This is a genomic window from Rhizobium sp. OAE497 (assembly GCF_040546565.1).
Taxonomy (GTDB): Bacteria; Pseudomonadota; Alphaproteobacteria; order Rhizobiales; family Rhizobiaceae; genus Rhizobium.
On sequence record NZ_JBEPOA010000001.1, the window covers coordinates 2,311,873 to 2,329,462 of the forward strand.

Annotated in this window: 16 protein-coding genes and 1 other RNA gene; 7 read left to right on the forward strand and 10 right to left on the reverse strand. The window is 61.7% G+C overall.

What is annotated here, in order from left to right:
* The 7 genes from rsmH to ABIE40_RS11905 all read right to left on the reverse strand — a co-directional run bounded on the left by rsmH (position 1) and on the right by ABIE40_RS11905 (position 6,019).
* Positions 1-1,026, reverse strand: a complete 1,026-nt coding sequence (rsmH, locus tag ABIE40_RS11875; RefSeq protein WP_199629187.1) for a 16S rRNA (cytosine(1402)-N(4))-methyltransferase RsmH — start codon at positions 1,024-1,026, stop codon at positions 1-3.
* A gap of 17 nt (positions 1,027-1,043) precedes the next feature.
* Positions 1,044-1,481 (reverse strand): division/cell wall cluster transcriptional repressor MraZ, encoded by a 438-nt coding sequence (gene mraZ / locus ABIE40_RS11880; protein ID WP_354541073.1) that lies wholly within the window; start codon positions 1,479-1,481, stop codon positions 1,044-1,046.
* Positions 1,482-1,900: 419 nt separating this feature from the next.
* Positions 1,901-2,297: RNase P RNA component class A (rnpB, locus tag ABIE40_RS11885), an RNA gene on the reverse strand.
* Positions 2,298-2,352: 55 nt separating this feature from the next.
* On the reverse strand, positions 2,353-3,528 hold the full coding sequence (locus tag ABIE40_RS11890) for an NAD(P)/FAD-dependent oxidoreductase (protein ID WP_199629188.1): 1,176 nt from the start codon (positions 3,526-3,528) through the stop codon (positions 2,353-2,355).
* 232 nt (positions 3,529-3,760) lie between these two features.
* Positions 3,761-4,288 (reverse strand): lytic transglycosylase domain-containing protein, encoded by a 528-nt coding sequence (locus tag ABIE40_RS11895; protein WP_199629189.1) that lies wholly within the window; start codon positions 4,286-4,288, stop codon positions 3,761-3,763.
* Positions 4,289-4,553: 265 nt separating this feature from the next.
* Positions 4,554-5,315 carry an N-acetylmuramoyl-L-alanine amidase gene (locus ABIE40_RS11900; RefSeq protein ID WP_199629190.1) on the reverse strand — a complete coding sequence of 254 codons (762 nt, stop codon included), beginning with the start codon at positions 5,313-5,315 and terminating at the stop codon, positions 4,554-4,556.
* On the reverse strand, positions 5,312-6,019 hold the full coding sequence (locus tag ABIE40_RS11905) for a J domain-containing protein (protein WP_112715502.1): 708 nt from the start codon (positions 6,017-6,019) through the stop codon (positions 5,312-5,314). The genes ABIE40_RS11900 and ABIE40_RS11905 overlap by 4 nt, the downstream gene beginning before the upstream one ends.
* A gap of 337 nt (positions 6,020-6,356) precedes the next feature.
* Here ABIE40_RS11905 and ABIE40_RS11910 point away from each other — a divergent pair, with 337 nt between their 5' ends.
* The 3 genes from ABIE40_RS11910 (at position 6,357) to ABIE40_RS11920 (ending at position 9,341) form a co-directional block, all read left to right on the forward strand.
* Entirely contained in the window at positions 6,357-7,568 is a 1,212-nt protein-coding gene (locus ABIE40_RS11910) for a pyrophosphate--fructose-6-phosphate 1-phosphotransferase (protein ID WP_112715504.1), read from the forward strand.
* A 58-nt stretch (positions 7,569-7,626) separates the two neighbouring features.
* Positions 7,627-8,262: a LysE family translocator gene (locus ABIE40_RS11915; protein ID WP_112386971.1), complete on the forward strand. Its 636-nt coding sequence runs from the start codon at positions 7,627-7,629 to the stop codon at positions 8,260-8,262.
* Between the two features lie 125 nt (positions 8,263-8,387).
* Entirely contained in the window at positions 8,388-9,341 is a 954-nt protein-coding gene (locus ABIE40_RS11920) for a transglycosylase SLT domain-containing protein (protein WP_199629191.1), read from the forward strand.
* A gap of 22 nt (positions 9,342-9,363) precedes the next feature.
* Here ABIE40_RS11920 and ABIE40_RS11925 read toward each other — a convergent pair whose 3' ends face one another.
* The gene (locus ABIE40_RS11925; RefSeq protein WP_199629192.1) at positions 9,364-10,743 is read right to left on the reverse strand and encodes a serine hydrolase domain-containing protein; all 1,380 of its coding nucleotides are present in this window, start codon (positions 10,741-10,743) and stop codon (positions 9,364-9,366) included.
* A 179-nt stretch (positions 10,744-10,922) separates the two neighbouring features.
* On the opposite strand from ABIE40_RS11925, the gene ABIE40_RS11930 reads away from it, so the two are divergent.
* The 4 genes from ABIE40_RS11930 (at position 10,923) to ABIE40_RS11945 (ending at position 15,079) form a co-directional block, all read left to right on the forward strand.
* Entirely contained in the window at positions 10,923-12,167 is a 1,245-nt protein-coding gene (locus ABIE40_RS11930) for a BtaA family protein (protein ID WP_199629193.1), read from the forward strand.
* Between the two features lie 50 nt (positions 12,168-12,217).
* Positions 12,218-12,838: a class I SAM-dependent methyltransferase gene (locus tag ABIE40_RS11935; RefSeq protein ID WP_199629270.1), complete on the forward strand. Its 621-nt coding sequence runs from the start codon at positions 12,218-12,220 to the stop codon at positions 12,836-12,838.
* A 124-nt stretch (positions 12,839-12,962) separates the two neighbouring features.
* Positions 12,963-13,757: a glycoside hydrolase family 25 protein gene (locus ABIE40_RS11940; RefSeq protein ID WP_112715512.1), complete on the forward strand. Its 795-nt coding sequence runs from the start codon at positions 12,963-12,965 to the stop codon at positions 13,755-13,757.
* Between the two features lie 80 nt (positions 13,758-13,837).
* Positions 13,838-15,079, forward strand: a complete 1,242-nt coding sequence (locus ABIE40_RS11945; RefSeq protein WP_199629194.1) for a lytic murein transglycosylase — start codon at positions 13,838-13,840, stop codon at positions 15,077-15,079.
* 520 nt (positions 15,080-15,599) lie between these two features.
* Here the strand turns inward: ABIE40_RS11945 and metF are convergent.
* Positions 15,600-16,499: a methylenetetrahydrofolate reductase [NAD(P)H] gene (gene metF, locus ABIE40_RS11950; RefSeq protein ID WP_148195148.1), complete on the reverse strand. Its 900-nt coding sequence runs from the start codon at positions 16,497-16,499 to the stop codon at positions 15,600-15,602.
* Positions 16,500-16,502: 3 nt separating this feature from the next.
* The gene (locus ABIE40_RS11955) at positions 16,503-17,519 is read right to left on the reverse strand and encodes an ArsR/SmtB family transcription factor (RefSeq protein WP_130277978.1); all 1,017 of its coding nucleotides are present in this window, start codon (positions 17,517-17,519) and stop codon (positions 16,503-16,505) included.
* Positions 17,520-17,590 lie beyond the last annotated feature (71 nt).

Here is a 17,590-nt window from a genome sequence, read left to right on the forward strand (position 1 = left end):
TCAACCCCCAAGTTTTCCGAGACTGGCCAGGCTAGGCAGGCCGAAAATGGACATGTCCGCTGCTTCGGCCTGAGCCGATGTGCGCTCCCCAGCGCGCAGCTTGGCGGAACGTGCCCGTGGATTTGCTTCGGCTTCCGCCTTGCTGGCAGCAACCATAGACTTCCCGACAGCATTGAACGTGGCGGCGCGCTCGTGCGCCACCGGAAGGTGACGCGAGCCCGAGGCCTTGCCGGCGCGATCGGAGAAGAATTTCTTGACGATCCGGTCTTCCAGCGAGTGGAAGGTGACGACGACGAGACGGCCGCCCGGCTTCAGCGCACGCTCGGCGGCAAACAGCGCCTGAGCCAGCTCGCCGAGCTCGTCATTGACGAAGATGCGCAGCGCCTGAAACACCTGGGTCGCAGGATGGATCTTGTCCTTCATCTTGCGCGGCGTCACCAGCTCGATCAGCCCGGCGAGATCGCGGGTGGTTTCGAACAGCTTTTCGGCGCGGCGCTTCTCGATCGCATGCGCGATGCGCGGCGCCTGATCCTCTTCACCGAGAAAATGGAAAATGCGGATCAGCTCGGCGACCTTGGCGCGGTTGACCACATCGGCAGCAGAGACACCGGCAGCCGACATGCGCATGTCGAGCGGACCGTTCTTCGAGAACGAGAAGCCACGATCCGCCTCGTCGATCTGCATCGAGGACACGCCGATATCGAGCACGACGCCGTCGAGCCCGCCGGCAGGCGCATGATCTGCAAGATTGGAAAACTGCGAATGAACGAGCTGGAGATGACCGGAATGTCCAGCCACCAGCGCCTGACCGGCAGCGATGGCCGTCGGATCGCGGTCGAGCGCGACGACATCGGCACCAGCGGCGAGAATCGCCGACGTATAGCCGCCTGCACCAAATGTGCCGTCGAGAACGACCTTGCCGGAAGATGGCTGCAGCGCGTCGAGCACCTCTTTGAGAAGAACCGGAATGTGACGAACCGGTCCGCCACCAGCTTCGGATGAACCTCCGCCAGGATTCGTCACCATTCCGCGCCCTCGCTTGTTCAGGAGCGCTTGCCCGCCAGCGTGCGCCCCTCTCGTGCCTGCATCTGGGCCGCCTGAAATGCCTGCGGCTGCCACAGCTGAAAATGATCTGCCCGCCCGACGAAAGTCACTTCGTCCGAGATCCTCGTGAAATCCCGAATGAAATCCGCGACCATCAAACGCCCCTCGGCGTCGAGCTTCATGAAGACCCCGCCCCCATGAATGAGAAGCGACATCTCGTTCGCGACCGGCGAAAACGGATCCTCCGCAGCAATCTGCCGCTCGAACCTTTCGAGAAGATCCGGGCCGCCGACGCTGATCGCCGGAAACACAAAATCCTGGAAGCAATAGAGCTCCTGGATATTGCGCTGCGCCAGCACGGAACGAAAGGCCGCAGGCACGGAAACCCTGCCCTTGGAATCGATCCTGTTGGTCGCACTTGAAAGGAAGCGGCTCATGACACGAAACATCCGTTTCCGAAAGAGCCCGAAGCGAAGAACCGCCGCCGGAACCCTCAACACAGAGCACAGCTTCGCAAGCCGAACGGACCGAGGCCCACCCGGCGCTTCCGGGACGGAAGGCGCCTTGGCTTTGCGATTGATGGGCAGATGATTGCCCTTGTGCAGTGCTCTTATGGGATACCATGGGACCATATGGGCGTCAATGGGAAACGCCCCTCTCGCGATGAGCGCAGTACCGAAAATTTATAAGCTGTTAAGTTTAACAAAGGGTTAGGATCGGCATTTTCCGGCACCCCAGAAAACGTCCGTAAGAAACCGCAAATATAGGCTGAGCGCCTGATTTCTCAGCATAAACCGGCCGCGACGGCGGCGGCTGCCGCCACCGCGCCGAAGGCATGATGATAGAAGAAAGTTAAATCGCCAGTTGGCCTGTAAGCCGGGTTCTGTATGGCTCCGGTTTGACCCGGAACGTGGCAGCCATTCCTCTGGGACAGCGTTTGCACGCTGCCTCTCGCAACCCACCCGGATGACTGGCCTGGAAACCAGCCGGAAGGCTTGCGCCAACCGCGTCATCCCTATTCGGTCTTGCTCCCGGTGGGGTTTACCGTGCCGTTTACGTTGCCGCAAACGCGGTGGGCTCTTACCCCACCCTTTCACCCTTACCTGCGCGGACGCAGGCGGTTTGCTTTCTGTGGCACTTTCCCTGAGGTCGCCCTCGCCGGACGTTATCCGGCACCGTGTTTCCGTGGAGCCCGGACTTTCCTCACCCTACCACCTTTCGGCATTGTAAAGCGCGGCTGCCCGGCCAACTGGCAGCGCTCCCTTAGCGGAGCCCGCCGGCAATTGCCACAGCAAATATCGGCGCGGGTTACCGGAAAGCCGGTTTGAAATCCGTCGCATAGCCCTGCGGCGCGATCTCGCCGGTCATCAGCAGCTCGGCGCCGAGCCGCCCGATCTCGTCGGAGCTCTTCGCCGACGTGCCGGCGCAGCCGGTCAGCACGGCGATACCGGGCGACGCGGTGAAGCCGATCATCGGATGCTTGCTGGCAGTCTTCGACACCACGCAGGATGCCGACGAAACCGAGAGTGGCTTGAGATCCGGAACCAGACGCCGGGTGATCAGCATCAGGTGATCGCGCGCCCGCGGCCGGCCATCGGTGCGGAACCAGGCCCGGAGCTCAGCATCGGTTTTCAGCTGGTAATCATCAGGGTCGCCACCGATTTTCAGATAGAGCTTTCCGTCAGGATAACGGATCGGCGGCAGCAGGTAGATGTCGATATCGCGGGTTTCGAGAATGAGCGACGGCATGTTGGCAAAGGCCGCACCCTGCTCCTCGCTGACCTCGAACATCACCACCGTCCGCCCATAAACCGACATGTCAACAGATTCGACCAAGAGATTCGCGCTGATGGAGAAACCGCCGGCAGCCAGCAGCACCTTTTCCGCCGTAACGGTCCTGCCGCCCGATGTCTCGACCGCAACGATCCTGCCCTCGTCGCGGATCGCCGTCACATAGTCGCGGATGACAGTGGCACCGCGCTTTTCGGCGATCGTGGACTGCGCCTTCACCAGCCGCCGCGGGCTGATATAGCCGGCACCCTCCCGCTGGAAGACGCCCTCGCAACCCAGCGGCATGGCAAAATAGGGAAAGGCCTGCTTCAACGCAGCGCCATCAAGCATGCGTGTCTCGACATCGAGCGAATCCGCCGCATTCTTGGTATCGCGGGTGTAATCGGAACCGGCGGGAGCAACGACGACGCAGCCCGCCTCCGTATAGAAATCGATGCCGCTTTCGGCAGCGATCTCTGCGTAGCGCGCAATGGAGTGATTGGCGAGCAGCGCCCAGTCCCGGTCGGGATCGACCGTGCGAGTGATACGGCCTTCGTCATAGTGGCTGGCGAAGACGCCCTGATGCGCCCTGCGATTCTCCGGCTCGTCCGGACCGATGACCGCGACGCCATCCGCCTGCATGGCGAGATATTTTGCGGCAGCCGCGCCCATCATGCCGCGGCCGACGACGATATATTTGAAATCCGCTGCCATGCCTGCCTTCCCTGCCTGCCGGAATAGGATTCCGGAAATCCGGGGATAGGGATAGCCGCCTGCGGGATGGGCGGCAAGGCGGTGAGCCGTCATGGCCGCCGGCATCTGCCCGTCATCAACCCGGCCATGTCTCACCTCGCTTCTGCGACGTCAGACATTACGGCCGGCAAGTTGAATCATTTTCTGAAGCGCGAGCGGAAAAGGATTCCGCATCAGCCGGTTAGCGGCGCTCTCAGAGAAGCGCCAGAACCTTGCCGCAATAGGCCTTGGAGACCGGGTTCATGCGCTTGGCGGCATGGCCGGCATTGTACTTGAGGATCGTGCCGCAGGTTTCGCCGCCGCCGAGCTCATGGGCCATGGAGAGATATTTCATGCCGTACTTGATGTTGGTTTCCGGATCGAAGAGGCCCTTCTTGGTACCGGCATAGCCCATCATCCGTGCCGTTGCCGGCTTGATCTGCATCAGGCCGATTTCGCCGGCGCTGCCGCGTGCATTCGGATTGAAGTTGCTTTCGACGCGCACGACGGCCGAGGCGAGTGCCACCGGTACGTCATACTGCTTTGCGTATTTTGCGATGAGAACCGAATACTTGTTGGTCGCAAAGTCAGGCATTGCATAGCCGCTGTCGCGATCGACGGTCTTGAATTGAACCGTCTCAGTCTTATCAGTTTCATTATCTGCTTCGCCCGCGAAGGCACAGTTATACCCTGCCAGCAGCACGCCAACGCATGCCGCAGCACCAATAATCGCATTTCTCATGTAGTCTTGACACTCCGACCCAAAGAATTGCCGGACTGCGCGCCTCGCCGTCTCACGGTAACACGCAGCCAAGGAATGACTGCATGCCGCAGCAATTCTTATCGTTTCAGTTGACGTCTGGCCGCTACACTTCACAAAGGCCGCGGACGCCGTTCAGCGGCAGGGGTTAGACCATCGCAATGAGGAGATAATAGGGAAATGATGTGGCACTGCACAATTCAAGTGTGAATCTGCAAATTCGCCGGTGAAAGTACCGGATCGCAGCTTACGAATAGCGCGGCAGTGCGCCAAGCAGCCGGTGCAGCGTATCGATCGTCGAGAAGTCGGCGATTCCATCCACGCGCTCCGGGCGGAAATGGCGCTGAAAAGCCTCCAGCTCACCGGCCATCTTGTCGGAGAATTCACCCGTGATTTCCGTGCCGTAACCATAGAGCGACAGCATCGACTGCAAGGCCTCGATCGGCTGCCCGCGGTCGCCCCGCTGGAAGAACCGTCCACCGGTGATCGGCGCCGGTTCGACCCAGTGCCCGACGCCTGCTTTATGCAGTTCTCCCCAGGGGAATCTCTCGCCCGGATCGACCTTGCGAACCGGCGCCACATCGGAATGTCCGAGCACTCTTTCGGGCAGGATCGACCAACGTTCGCCACAATCCCGACACAGTTCGATCACTGCCGCAATCTGCTCTTTCGGGAATTCGGGCAACCCGCCCGGATGGCCGGCATTAGCGATTTCGATGCCGATCGACGCGGAATTGACGTCGTCCTGGCCGTGCCAGCTGCTCTTGCCCGCATGCCACGCACGGCGCGTCTCCGGCACCAGCTGCACAACGTCGCCATTCTCATGCACAAAATAGTGCGACGAGACCTGGCTTTCCTCGCGACAGAGCCAGTCGAGCGCCGATTCAGGCGTCGACATCCCGCTATAATGGAGAAGAATGATATCCGGCTTCCGCCCCCCTGCCCGCTCGCCATGGTTCGGCGACGGCTTCACGGAGGCCTTGCGGTAGTCAGCCTCGAAGGCGGTCATGCTGCGCGGCGTTCCTTCTCGATCGCCGCATAGGCGTCGTTGAGGGCAGCCATACGCTCGTTGGCGATCGCATGAAACTCTTCCGGCACGCCGCGCGATACCAGCCGGTCCGGATGGTTTTCGCTGACCAGCGCCAGATAGCGGCGGCGGATCGTCGGGAAATCGTCTGCTGAGGAGACGCCGAGAACCTTGTAGGGGTCGCGGCCGATCGAAACGTGGCGCGCGGCGATCTGTTCGAAGCGCTGCTCGCTCATCTTGAAGATCTCGGCGATATGACGAAGGAAGTTCATTTCCTTCTCATGGATCAGCCCATCGGCCTTGGCGATATGGAACAGACCGTCGAGGACATCTTCCAGAACCGGGCAGTTCGCAGCGCAGGTGACGCAGAGCGACGACAGCTTCTCGGCATAGGCCTCGTAACCGGCAACGTCCTGGCGCGCCAGATTATAGAGACGGGCGACGTTCTTGGCCTGATCCTGCGGAAATTCGAAAATATCGCGGAAGGCCTGAACCTCCTTCTCGCTAACGATACCGTCCGCCTTCGCCATCTTGGCGGAGAGCGCGATGACAGCGACAGAGAAGGCAACCTTGCGGCGGGTCTCGGGATCGCCTTCGAAAACCGTGCGCACGGCCTCGACTACCGCGGAGAGCACATTGCCCGCAGTATTGCCAATGGCGTTGAGCAGTTTTTCCCAGAAGGACATCGAAGTTTCCCGCATCGCAATATCTGATAACACCATGACCAAATAATCGTTGCCAATGCAAGGCAGCGATTAGTCGTAAGGTTGAAAACACTTTTCACAATTCGGTAATTGTTTGCCGATGGGACGCCGCATTTTCTGTCTGCGGCGAGACAGTTTCCACAGATCTTGGCCTCGCCCGATCGCCGTCTGAACCGATTATATCGGCGCTTCCGGCCGGGCTTCGCCAGCGGTGCCGATTTTTCGTCAATTCTTTACTTTACAGGCCTCTTTCCCTGCCCCATGCATGCATTAGCTAAGCCGTGCGCAATCGCGCATCTCAGGTCGATATGGAGGGAACATGGCCAAACAGAAAGTCGCAATGCTGACCGCCGGAGGCCTCGCTCCCTGTCTGTCTTCCGCTGTCGGCGGCCTCATCGAGCGCTATAGCGACGTCGCTCCCGATATCGAACTGATCGCCTACAAGTCCGGCTATCAGGGCGTCCTGCTCGGCGACAGCATCAAGATCACCAAGGACATGCGCGAGAAGGCGCCGCTTCTGCACCGCTACGGCGGCTCGCCGATCGGCAACAGCCGCGTCAAGCTGACCAACGCCGCCGATTGCGTGAAGCGCGGCCTCGTCAAGGAAGGCGAAAACCCGCTGCGCGTCGCAGCCGAGCGTCTCGCCGCTGACGGCGTCACCATCCTGCACACGATCGGTGGCGACGACACCAATACGACGGCGGCCGATCTCGCCGCCTATCTCGCGGCCAACAATTACAATCTGACGGTCGTCGGCCTGCCGAAGACAGTCGACAACGACGTCGTGCCGATCCGCCAGTCGCTCGGCGCCTGGACGGCAGCCGAAGTCGGCGCGCATTTCTTCGACAATGTCAGCAACGAACAGAGCGCCGCCCCGCGCACCCTCGTCATCCACGAAGTCATGGGCCGCCACTGCGGCTGGCTGACGGCAGCGACCGCCCAGGCCTATTTGAAGCGCACGCGCCACAACGAATATGTCGATGGCATGCTGATGAACGCAGGCATGAAGAGCATCGATGCCGTCTACCTGCCGGAGACCGCCTTCGACCTGCAGGCCGAAGCGGCCCGTCTCAAGGAGATCATGGACCGCACCGGCCACGCCACCGTCTTCGTCTCCGAAGGCGCCTGCCTCGATGCCATCGTCGCTGAGCGCGAAGCCGCCGGCGAAACCATCAAGCGCGACGCTTTCGGCCACGTGAAGATCGACACGATCAATGTCGGCGGCTGGTTCCAGAAGCAGTTTGCAAGCCTCCTGAATGCCGAACGTTCGCTGGTGCAGAAGTCCGGCTATTTCGCCCGTTCGGCTCCCGCCAACGCCGAAGACCTGCGCCTGATCCAGAGCATGACCGACCTCGCCGTCGAAAGCGCTCTCAACAAGGTCTCCGGCGTCACCGGTCACGACGAGGATCAGAACGGCAAGCTGCGCACCATCGAATTCCCGCGCATCAAGGGCGGCAAGGCCTTCGATACATCGGCCAAGTGGTTCGCCGAATTGATGGATCAGATTGGCCAAAAATACCGCGCCGCATGATTGACGCAGGGTTGATATGGTGTCTTTGCTTGTTTCTTAGGGAATAGGAGGAGATTCCATGTCGCTCGAAGCCTGGCTCGCTTTTGCCGCTGCGTCCGCCATCATGCTGGCCATTCCGGGACCGACGATTCTCCTCGTCGTCTCCTATGCGCTGGGTCATGGCCGCAAGACGGCGCTGGCGACGGTATCGGGCGTAGCGCTCGGCGATTTCACCGCCATGACCGCGTCGCTCTTCGGCCTCGGCGCCCTGCTCGCGGCTTCCGCGACATTGTTCACAGTTTTGAAGTGGGTCGGCGGCGCCTACCTGATCTGGCTCGGAATCAAGCTCTGGCGGGCGCCGATCATCCCCGGCCCCGTCGCCGATAACGACAACCTGCCGGAAGAAAAGTCGCTGAAGATCTTTCTTCACGCCTATGTCGTCACCGCGCTGAACCCGAAGAGCATCGTCTTCTTCGTCGCCTTCGTGCCGCAGTTCCTGAACCCTGCAGCGCCCTTCTTCGAACAGATGCTGATCATGGAACTCACCTTCCTGGTGCTCGCCACGATCAATGCCTCGAGCTATGCCCTGCTCGCTCATGCCGCCCGCGGCCTCATCCGCAAGGCAAGCGTCCAGCGCGCCGTCAACCGCACGGGCGGCACGCTGCTGATCGCGGCCGGCGCCGTGACCGCCGGCTACCGCCGCATCGCGGCCTGAACGCAATCGCAATTTTCAGCGGGTTGCGACGCCCATACGAATAGGTTAATGGGAAAAATCAGTGCTTAGCTTCTCAGTAACTTTTTAAACGCTGCCAGGGCGGCGCGATTCACGAAAGTGACAGAATGGTAGCGAACGGATTTTCCGGCCTGAAACGCAGTCTGGTCGTTTCGACGATGCTCTGCGGAATCATGACCGGATGCTCGACCGTCGAGTACACCTCCCAGGCTGAATTGAGCGCGGTGCAGACCGTCGTTCCGACGCCGAAGCCGGGTGAAGATGCGATGATGATGGCGGCCGTTCCGGCTGCCGACGGCTCCGCTCCGCAGACCCCGATGGCATTTGCTGCCGCCAATCCGCAGACGACGCCGGCTCTTTCGGCCGAGACCGCCGTGCTGCCGACCGCCGTTTCACCGGCCGATGCCGCCTTCCAGCAGACCGCTTCGGCCGCGATGCCGACCGAGATTCCGCTGACGCCGGAGATGACGGCGATCCAATCCGTTATCCCGACCCCGCGTCCGGGAACGCCGGCCTCGCCCGCCACCCAGCTCGCCTTTGCAGCGACCACGCCTCAGAACGGCGCGCTTGCAGCGCTTGCCGTCCAGACCAGCGCGCCGCGCTCGATGTCCGATTTCACCTTCGACGAATCCGGTCCGATGGATCCGCCGACGGCACCGCCGATGTTCAGCGACAACGATACCGACGATGCGCCGACTGCAGAGAAGGGCTTCGTCAACAAGCTGATCGAGAAATACGCCAAGCTCTACGAGATGCCGGCGTCCCTGCTTCACCGCGTCGTCCATCGCGAAAGCCGCTATAATCCGCGCGCCTATAACAAGCGCGGCTATTTCGGCCTGATGCAGATCAAGTACAACACGGCGAAATCGATGGGTTACGACGGCGAGCCGTCCGGCCTGCTCGATGCCGAGACCAACATCAAGTATGCCGCAAAATATCTGCGCGGCGCCTGGCTCGTCTCCGACAGCAAGGAAGATGATGCGGTCCGCCTCTATGCGCGCGGCTATTATTACGATGCCAAGCGCAAGGGCATGGACGACGTTGCCCAGGGCAACTACTGATCCTACCCTTTAAACGTGATGGTCAGGGCGACGACAGCGCCCCGACGATCTGCTTGACGAGCGCCTGCGGCTTGTAGCCGAGACGGCTTGGCGTCAGGCCCATGCGCACGACGACGAGACCGGCGGACGGCACGATCGCCACGCTCTGCCCGTCATGCCCTTCCAGCCAGAACGTATCGGACGGCAGCCCCGCAGCAGGGCTCAGATCGCCGCCGGGTGCCGCAAGCCACGCCTGCCCCTGCGTATATTTTCCGCCTGACGACTGCGTCGGCGTGCGCATCGTCGCAACAAACCCCTCCGGCAGCATGCGCTGACCGTTCCACACGCCATCCTGGATCAGGAACTGCCCGAAGCGCGCCCAGTCATGCGCGGTGGCATAGAGATAGGAGCTTCCGGCGAAGGTGCCGCGAGCATCGACCTCCAGCACCGCGCTCGACATGCCGAGCGGCCCGAACAGCGCCTCGCGCGGATAATCGAAGGCCCGCTGCGGATCGCCGAGCCGGTCCATCCAGATGCGCGAGAGAAGGACGGCGGTGCCGCTGGAATAGCGGAAGGTCTGGCCGGGCTTGTCCACCAGCGGCGCATTGACCGGCAGCGTCACCATGTCAGGGTCGAGATAGAGCATGCGCGTCACATCGGCGACGGCGCCGTAATCCTCGTTGAAGGCAAGGCCGCTCTCCATGCCCAAGAGATCGGCAAGCGTGATCGCCGAGCGGCCATCGCCGCGCCAGGCATCAAAGAGATGCGCATCGTCGAAATTCAGCTTGCCTGCCAGCATCACCCGGCCGACCAGCGCGGCATTCACGGTCTTGGTCATCGACCATCCGAGCAGCGGCGTGCGCGCATCGAAACCGTCGCCATAGCGCTCGGCGACGATCTTGCCGTTATGCACCACGACGATCGCCCGCATCGCCGGTCCGGCAAGTGCGGCGTCGGCGAGCAGCGGGGCGAGCTTGGGATTGTTGGACGCGGCGACACGATCGCCCTCCGGCCACAGTTCCTCGCTCGGCGGCGGCACGGCAAGATCCTCCTCCGGCGCGGCATTGGCGGCCGCCTGATAGTCGCCATCGGGCACGCTGGTGCAGCCGAAAGCGCCGCGATAAAGCGCATGGCCGGGCGCAAACAGACCGAGGATGCGCGCAGAGACCTTGCCTTCCTCCCGGTTGACCGAGACGCGCACGAGCCTCAACAGCGGATTGCCCGGTGCCTGCACATCCTCATAGAGCACCGCATCGGGATCGCGTCCCGCCATGAAGACGTTCGAGCAGACGATCTTCGCCGCATAGCCGTCGCCGACCCGTAACAACTCCGGCGGCCGGACATAGAGCCAGACGGCGCCGCCGATTACCACGATGACGACAAGCGCCAGCAGCGCCTTCAGGATACGCAGCACAACACGCATGTTTCTTCCTCCACCGGTGGAGAGAAGCAGGAAACGCAATCACAAAAAAGAGCCGAAACGCACAAGCGTCATTTCATCCCACGCTATCGGCGCAGAAAACGATGCCCACAGCCCGCGTCATCAAACTGTAGCAGCGCCGCGTTAAACGCCCTGAACGCTAAAAACGGTGATGGAATCAGATGACCGAATTTGCACCGGATGCCGGCTTCCGCAAGAACCGGAAACTCAAGGACGCGCTTCTCCGCCATAAGGCATTCTCCAAGGAGGGCCTTTCAGAGCGCCTTTTTGGCTTGCTCTTCTCCGGCCTCGTCTATCCGCAGATCTGGGAAGACCCCGATCTCGACATGCAGGCCATGGAGCTGCAGCCCCATCATCGCATCGTCACGATCGGCTCCGGCGGCTGCAATATGCTGGCCTACCTCTCCAAGGCACCAGCCTCGATCGACGTCGTCGATCTTAACCCGCATCACATCGCGCTGAACCGGCTGAAGCTCGCCGCCTTCAAGAACCTGCCGGATCACGCCGATCTCGTCCGCTTCCTGGCGATGCCGAACGAAGCGTCGAACAGCCGCGCGTTCGACCAGCATCTGTCGCCGGTTCTCGACGAGGCGACGCGCAGCTACTGGAACGGCCGCAAGTTCGGCCGCCGCCGCGTCACGGTCTTCGACCGCAATATCTATGAAACGGGCCTGCTCGGCCGCTTCATCGGCGCCGCCCACTTGCTCGCCCGCCTGCACGGCGTCGACCTGAAGCAGATGACCAAGACCCAGTCGATCCGCGAACAGCGCCAGTTCTTCGACGACAAGGTCGCCCCGCTGTTCGAAAAGCCGGTTGTGCGCTGGATCACCGGCCGCAAGAGCTCGCTCTTCGGCCTCGGCATTCCGCCGCAGCAATATGACGAGCTCGCCAGCCTCGCCGCCGACAACTCGATCGCGCCGGTGCTGAGGCACCGCCTCGAAAAGCTCGCCTGCCACTTCCCGATGCGCGAAAACTACTTCGCCTGGCAGGCCTTCGGCCGACGCTACGCCGCCGGCGACGAAGGCCCGCTGCCGACCTACCTGAAGCCGGAGCATTACGAGGTGATCCGCGCCAATGTCGATCGCGTCACCGTGCATCACGCGAACTTCACCGAACTGCTCGCCAAGGAACCGGCTGCCTCGCGCGACCGCTACATCCTGCTCGACGCGCAGGACTGGATGACCGACGAGCAGCTGAACAGCCTCTGGGCCGAGATCAGCCGCACCGCCCGCCCCGGCGCCCGCGTCATCTTCCGTACCGCGGCCGAAAAGAGCATCATCGAAGGTCGCCTCTCACCCGCCATCCGCGAGCAGTGGGATTACTTCGAAGAGAAGTCGCGCGACATGACGGCTCTCGACCGCTCGGCGATCTATGGCGGCTTCCACATCTACGGGAAGAAGGCGTGACCGAGATCCGCACCCTCCCGGATGATCGATCCGAAGCGCATGCCGGCCTGATGGACAGCATGTACCGCTACCAGCGTCACATCTACGATCTGACGCGCAAATATTACCTGCTCGGCCGCGACAAGACGATCCGTGGCCTTGATGTGCCCAAGGGCGGCACGCTGCTCGAAGTCGGCTGCGGCACGGGCCGCAATCTGGCGCTCGCCCACAAGCGCTTCCCCGACGCCCGCCTCTACGGCCTCGACATCTCCCAGGAGATGCTGATCTCGGCCCGCAAGACCTTCGCCACCAAGGCTGCGGTTCCGGACTTCCGCGTCGCCGACGCCACCGCCTTCACGCCGCGTGAATTCGGCGCCACCGGTTTCGACCGCATCCTGATCTCCTACGCGCTGTCGATGATCCCCGATTGGGAGCGCGCCATCGACGCAGCCATCGCCGCCCTCAACCCCGGTGGCCAGCTGCATATCGTCGATTTCGGCCAGCAGGAGCGTCTTCCCGGCTGGTTCCGCGCCCTGCTCAAGGGCTGGCTGACGAAATTCCACGTCACGCCCCGCGCCAATCTGCGTGAGGTTCTTGAGGCCCAAGCCCATGAAAATGACGCGGAATTGGCCTTCGAGACGCTCTATGGCGGCTATGCCTGGCGCGCCGTCATTACCGCCCGGCGCGCATAATTCGCTTGAAACTAACCGATTTTTTACGTTGATATGGTGAAAAGAGGATTATTCCTCGGCTGCATTCGTCTTCGAAGGTCATGCTGTGGGGCAAGTAGATCATTCGTTACATGACGGGATATTCATGCGCGGACTTTTGTTTTGCGTTTTGCCGCTGGCTTTGATGCTCGCCGGTTGCAGCTCCACGGGCTACGACTATCTCGAGACAGCCTCGATCAAGAAGCCCCGCTTCCAGGACACCGATCCGCAGGATTTCGGCCCGAAGACCCCGCATCAGAATGATATTCACGGTATCGACATCTCCAAATGGCAGGGCGATATCGACTGGCAGACGGTGAAATCCTCCGGCGTCGCCTTCGCCTTCATCAAGGCGACCGAAGGCAAGGACCGCGTCGACCCGAAGTTCAACGAATACTGGCAGCGCGCCCGCGCCGTCGGCATTCCGCATGCCCCCTATCATTTCTACTATTTCTGCTCGTCCGCCGACGAACAGGCCGACTGGTTCATCCAGAATGTGCCGAAGGAATCGATGCGCCTGCCGCCCGTCATCGACGTGGAGTGGAACGCGGAATCGAAGACCTGCAAGCTCCGTCCGGATCCTGCCACCGTACGTGCAGAAATGCAGCGTTTCATGGACCGGCTGGAAGCCTATTACGGCAAGCGGCCGATCATCTACACCTCGGTCGATTTCCACCGCGACAATCTCCAGGGCTATTTCCAGGATTACCATTTCTGGGTGCGCTCAACGGCAAAACACCCCGAAGTGACCTATACCGACCGCCGCTGGGCCTTCTGGCAATATACCTCGACGGGCGTCATTCCAGGCATTCAGGGACCGACGGATATCAATGTCTTCGCCGGCAACCAGAAGAACTGGAACAATTGGGTCGCTGCGGTTTCCAAGGATAGAAATTCTTAGTAACGTCCACCGAACTTTCTTGCTTCCGTCACATTCATCTGTGAAAGCGGCGGACATATTTCGGATATAAGGACGAACCCATGCACCGCTCGCTCGCAAGCCGCTCTGCACTTGCTCTTCTGTTTGCCGTCACGTCTGCCACCACCGTCTTCGCCCAGCAGGCCGCCCCTGCCCCAGCGGCACCTGCTGCCCCGCAGACCCCGGCTGTCGCCTGCGACGGTGACCTCTCGCAGTTCCTGGCAGGCGTGAAGGCCGATGCGATTGCCGCCGGTGCCACCGCCGAAGCCGCCGACCAGGCGCTCGCCGGTGCCGAGATCGATCCCAAGGTTCTGAGCCGCGACCGCGCCCAGGGCGTCTTCAAGCAGACCTTCCTCGAATTCTCCCAGCGCACCGTCAGCCAGGCCCGCCTCGATATCGGCCGCCAGAAGATGAAGCAGTATGCCGATGTCTTCGCCAAGGCCGAGCAGGATTACGGCGTACCGGCCGGCGTCATCACCGCTTTCTGGGCGATGGAGACCGACTTCGGCGCCGTTCAGGGCGATTTCAACACCCGCAACGCCCTCGTGACGCTCTCGCATGATTGCCGCCGCCCCGAGCTCTTCCGTCCGCAGCTGATCGCTCTGATCGAGATGGTCCAGCACGGCGACCTCGACCCGGCGACCAACACCGGCGCATGGGCCGGCGAAATCGGCCAGGTGCAGATGCTGCCGCGCGACATCATCGCCTACGGCATGGACGGCGATGGCGACGGCCACGTGCGCCTGAAGCAGAGCGGCCCGGACGCGATCCTCACGGCCGCCAAGTTCATCCAGCATCTCGGCTTCGAGCGCGGCCAGCCCTGGCTGCAGGAAGTCACCGTGCCCGAGAACCTTCCCTGGGAAAAGTCTGGCCTCGGCGGCACGATGAAGGCTGGCGACTGGTTTGCGCTCGGCGTTAAGCCGCGTGACGGCAACACCAATTTCGGTGAGCTCGAAGGCGACCTCGTTCTGCCGCAGGGCCGCCTCGGACCGGCCTTCATCGCCTATCCGAACTTCAAGATCTATCTCGAGTGGAACAAGTCGTTCATCTACACGACCTCGGCCGCCTATTTCGCGACCCGCCTCTCCGGCGCCCAGCCCTACCAGAAGGGCACCCCGGAACAGGGCCTTGCCAACGACCAGATGAAGCAGCTGCAGACAAAGCTGCAGTCGCTCGGCCATGACGTCGGCGAGATCGACGGCATCCTCGGTTCCGGCACCCGCGTCGCCATCCAGAAGGAACAGCAGCGCCTGGGCATGCCGGCCGACGGCTGGGCGACGCCGGGCCTCCTCGGCGCGCTCTGAGTCGCCAAGACAAACCGTTACGCAGCAATGCCATCGCGTCCGTCCGTCAGGCCGGGCGCGATTTTCTTTTATGCCGCGATTTCAGGAGCTTCGGCAGAAGCCTTCATCCGGACGCAAGCCTTAACGCCGGGATCGCCGACTTTAACGCGCCGTTAAAATGTGTGAAGAAATTTTCGTCTGATTTTTTCGAACGATTTCAATGCCGTGATTGATACACACAGCAGTTATCCACTGGCTGTTGCTGCGGCGCAACATGGAATTCGCTTTTCACCCGACACATTTCGGACATAGTATGCCCTCGTTAACGCAAAGGAGGCAGACATGGGTATCACACGATCCTTGAATGTCCTGTTGGTCAGTGCAGCGTTCGCGTTCGTCTTGTCTATGCTCTTCATCTGAGCGGCAAACCGGACCCTATGACTGGAATACCGGACTCCTGAGTGAACAGTTCAGCAAACTAAAAAAGCGCATGTCCCGCCTGACATGCGCTTTTTTGTTGCCGTCAAATCTGCTGCCGTGATCAGGCAGCTGCGCCCTCGGCCTTGGTCTCGCCCCGGCGGAAGCCGAGATTGGTGAGAACCGCCGAAACCAGCGGCGAGCGGTTCATCGTGTAGAGATGGAATTCGTGCAGCCCGCGGCGCACCAGATCCTCGATCTGCTCGGCAGCGACATCCGCCGCCACCTTGGCGCGCTCTTCCGGCTTGTCGTCGAGACCGGCGAAACGCTCGTCGAGGAAAGCCGGGATGACGGTGCCGCAGGCGCCGGCAAAGCGCTTCAGCTGCGTCAGGTTGAGGATCGGCATAATGCCGGGCACGATCGGCATCTTCACGCCAGCCGCGCGCACCTTCTCAAGGTAGCGCTCGAAATTGTCGTTATCGAAGAAGAACTGCGTCAGCGCCCGGTTGGCGCCGTTATCGGCCTTGCGCTTCAGCATGTCGATATCGGCAGCGACATCCTTGCTCTCGGGATGCTTCTCCGGATAGGCCGAAACCGAGATCTCGAAATCGCCGATCTCGCGAAGACCGGCGACCAGCTCGGAAGCATTGGCATAGCCGCCCGGATGGGGCTGATAGGGCGCACCGGCGCCGCCGGGCGCATCGCCGCGCAGCGCCACGAAATGCTTCACGCCCGCCTTGCGGAAATTGTCGATGACCTGATGCGTCTCTTCCTTCGTCGCACCGACGCAGGTCAGATGCGAGGCGGTCGCAAGCGGGGTCTCGTTGAGGAAGCGCGTGACGGCGGTCAGCGTCGGCGCCTTGGTGGTGCCGCCTGCGCCATAGGTCACGGAGACGAAATCCGGGTTCCAGTCCTGCAGCTCGCTGACGGCCTTCCAGAGCTGTCCTTCCATCTCTTCCGACTTCGGCGGGAAGAACTCGAAGGAAATGCCGATATCGCGGCGGCTACCAGTGTTCAAAGTCATAAATCAAACCTCCCCGGCCAATACTGTACCGGCGCTTTCGGATGCCATAAGGCGCCGCGGATCGCGCGCGAGCCAGATCGTGACCGTGAGGCCCTTCTCGCCCGGCTGACCCGGATGAAGATCGACGGCCTGCTCGACATCGAGCCCCGCCTTGCGCAGCCAGTCGGACATCGACTGATGCGAGAAACCGAGACGGACATGGGCATGCTCGTCGCGAAGATATTCAAGCCCGTGCGGGGCCAGATCGATGACCATCAGCCGCCCGCCGGGCGCCAGCATGCGCGCCGCCTCGTTGATGGCGATTTCGGGCTGGTCGAAGAAATGCAGGACCTGGTGGATGGTCACCAGATCGAAATCCTGGCCCTCGAAGGGCAGGTTCAGGATATCGGCATGGCGCACCGACGCCTTGGTGATTCCTGACTTGTCGAGATTGGCGCGGGCGACGCTCAGCATATCGCGGCTGGCATCGACGCCGATCGCCCGCCGGTAAAGCCCCGACAGCAGTTGCAGGATGCGGCCGGTGCCGGTGCCGAGATCGAGCAGCGAATGGATCGGCTGATTGCCGATGAGCTTGATGACGGCGGCATCGACCTCTTCGTCGGCGGCATGCAGGCGGCGCAGCTCGTCCCATTCGGCGGCGTTGCGGCTGAAATAGGCCTGCGCCCGCTCGGCGCGCTGGCGCTTGACCGACGACAACCTTTCGCCATCGCGCAGAATGACAGGATCGTTCTCGGAAGAATGCTGCAGCAGCATGCGCACCAGAGACGCCGCCTTACCCTCCTGCTTCAGCCGGAAATAGGCCCAGGCGCCTTCCTGATAACGATCGATCAGCTCGGCCTCGCCAAGCAGCTTCAGGTGCCGGGAAATGCGGGGCTGCGACTGGCCGAGAATTTCGGTAAGATCGGTCACCGTCAGGTCACCGGCGGCCAGCAGCGCCAGAAGACGCAGACGCGTCGGCTCACCTGCCGCCTTCAAGACGTCAACGAGCGCATCCAATCCAAGCCTGACAGGTTCAGCCATATTCGACCCAATCAACATATAAAGATATCTTTATGTGATTTGAGAAACCGTGGCAAGCGTCAATCGCGGCT

What these genes read in the sequence shown, in the direction of transcription:
- ABIE40_RS11955 (WP_130277978.1), bottom strand. Translation starts at nt 17,519, where the DNA reads ATGGCTGAACCTGTCAGGCTTGGATTGGATGCGCTCGTTGACGTCTTG.
- ABIE40_RS11945 (WP_199629194.1), top strand. Translation starts at nt 13,838, where the DNA reads ATGCACCGCTCGCTCGCAAGCCGCTCTGCACTTGCTCTTCTGTTTGCC.
- ABIE40_RS11920 (WP_199629191.1), top strand. Translation starts at nt 8,388, where the DNA reads ATGGTAGCGAACGGATTTTCCGGCCTGAAACGCAGTCTGGTCGTTTCG.
- ABIE40_RS11940 (WP_112715512.1), top strand. Translation starts at nt 12,963, where the DNA reads ATGCGCGGACTTTTGTTTTGCGTTTTGCCGCTGGCTTTGATGCTCGCC.
- ABIE40_RS11900 (WP_199629190.1), bottom strand. Translation starts at nt 5,315, where the DNA reads ATGACCGCCTTCGAGGCTGACTACCGCAAGGCCTCCGTGAAGCCGTCG.
- metF (WP_148195148.1), bottom strand. Translation starts at nt 16,499, where the DNA reads ATGACTTTGAACACTGGTAGCCGCCGCGATATCGGCATTTCCTTCGAG.
- ABIE40_RS11890 (WP_199629188.1), bottom strand. Translation starts at nt 3,528, where the DNA reads ATGGCAGCGGATTTCAAATATATCGTCGTCGGCCGCGGCATGATGGGC.
- ABIE40_RS11905 (WP_112715502.1), bottom strand. Translation starts at nt 6,019, where the DNA reads ATGTCCTTCTGGGAAAAACTGCTCAACGCCATTGGCAATACTGCGGGC.
- rsmH (WP_199629187.1), bottom strand. Translation starts at nt 1,026, where the DNA reads ATGGTGACGAATCCTGGCGGAGGTTCATCCGAAGCTGGTGGCGGACCG.
- ABIE40_RS11910 (WP_112715504.1), top strand. Translation starts at nt 6,357, where the DNA reads ATGGCCAAACAGAAAGTCGCAATGCTGACCGCCGGAGGCCTCGCTCCC.
- ABIE40_RS11895 (WP_199629189.1), bottom strand. Translation starts at nt 4,288, where the DNA reads ATGAGAAATGCGATTATTGGTGCTGCGGCATGCGTTGGCGTGCTGCTG.
- ABIE40_RS11935 (WP_199629270.1), top strand. Translation starts at nt 12,218, where the DNA reads ATGGACAGCATGTACCGCTACCAGCGTCACATCTACGATCTGACGCGC.
- ABIE40_RS11925 (WP_199629192.1), bottom strand. Translation starts at nt 10,743, where the DNA reads ATGCGTGTTGTGCTGCGTATCCTGAAGGCGCTGCTGGCGCTTGTCGTC.
- ABIE40_RS11930 (WP_199629193.1), top strand. Translation starts at nt 10,923, where the DNA reads ATGACCGAATTTGCACCGGATGCCGGCTTCCGCAAGAACCGGAAACTC.
- ABIE40_RS11915 (WP_112386971.1), top strand. Translation starts at nt 7,627, where the DNA reads ATGTCGCTCGAAGCCTGGCTCGCTTTTGCCGCTGCGTCCGCCATCATG.
- mraZ (WP_354541073.1), bottom strand. Translation starts at nt 1,481, where the DNA reads ATGAGCCGCTTCCTTTCAAGTGCGACCAACAGGATCGATTCCAAGGGC.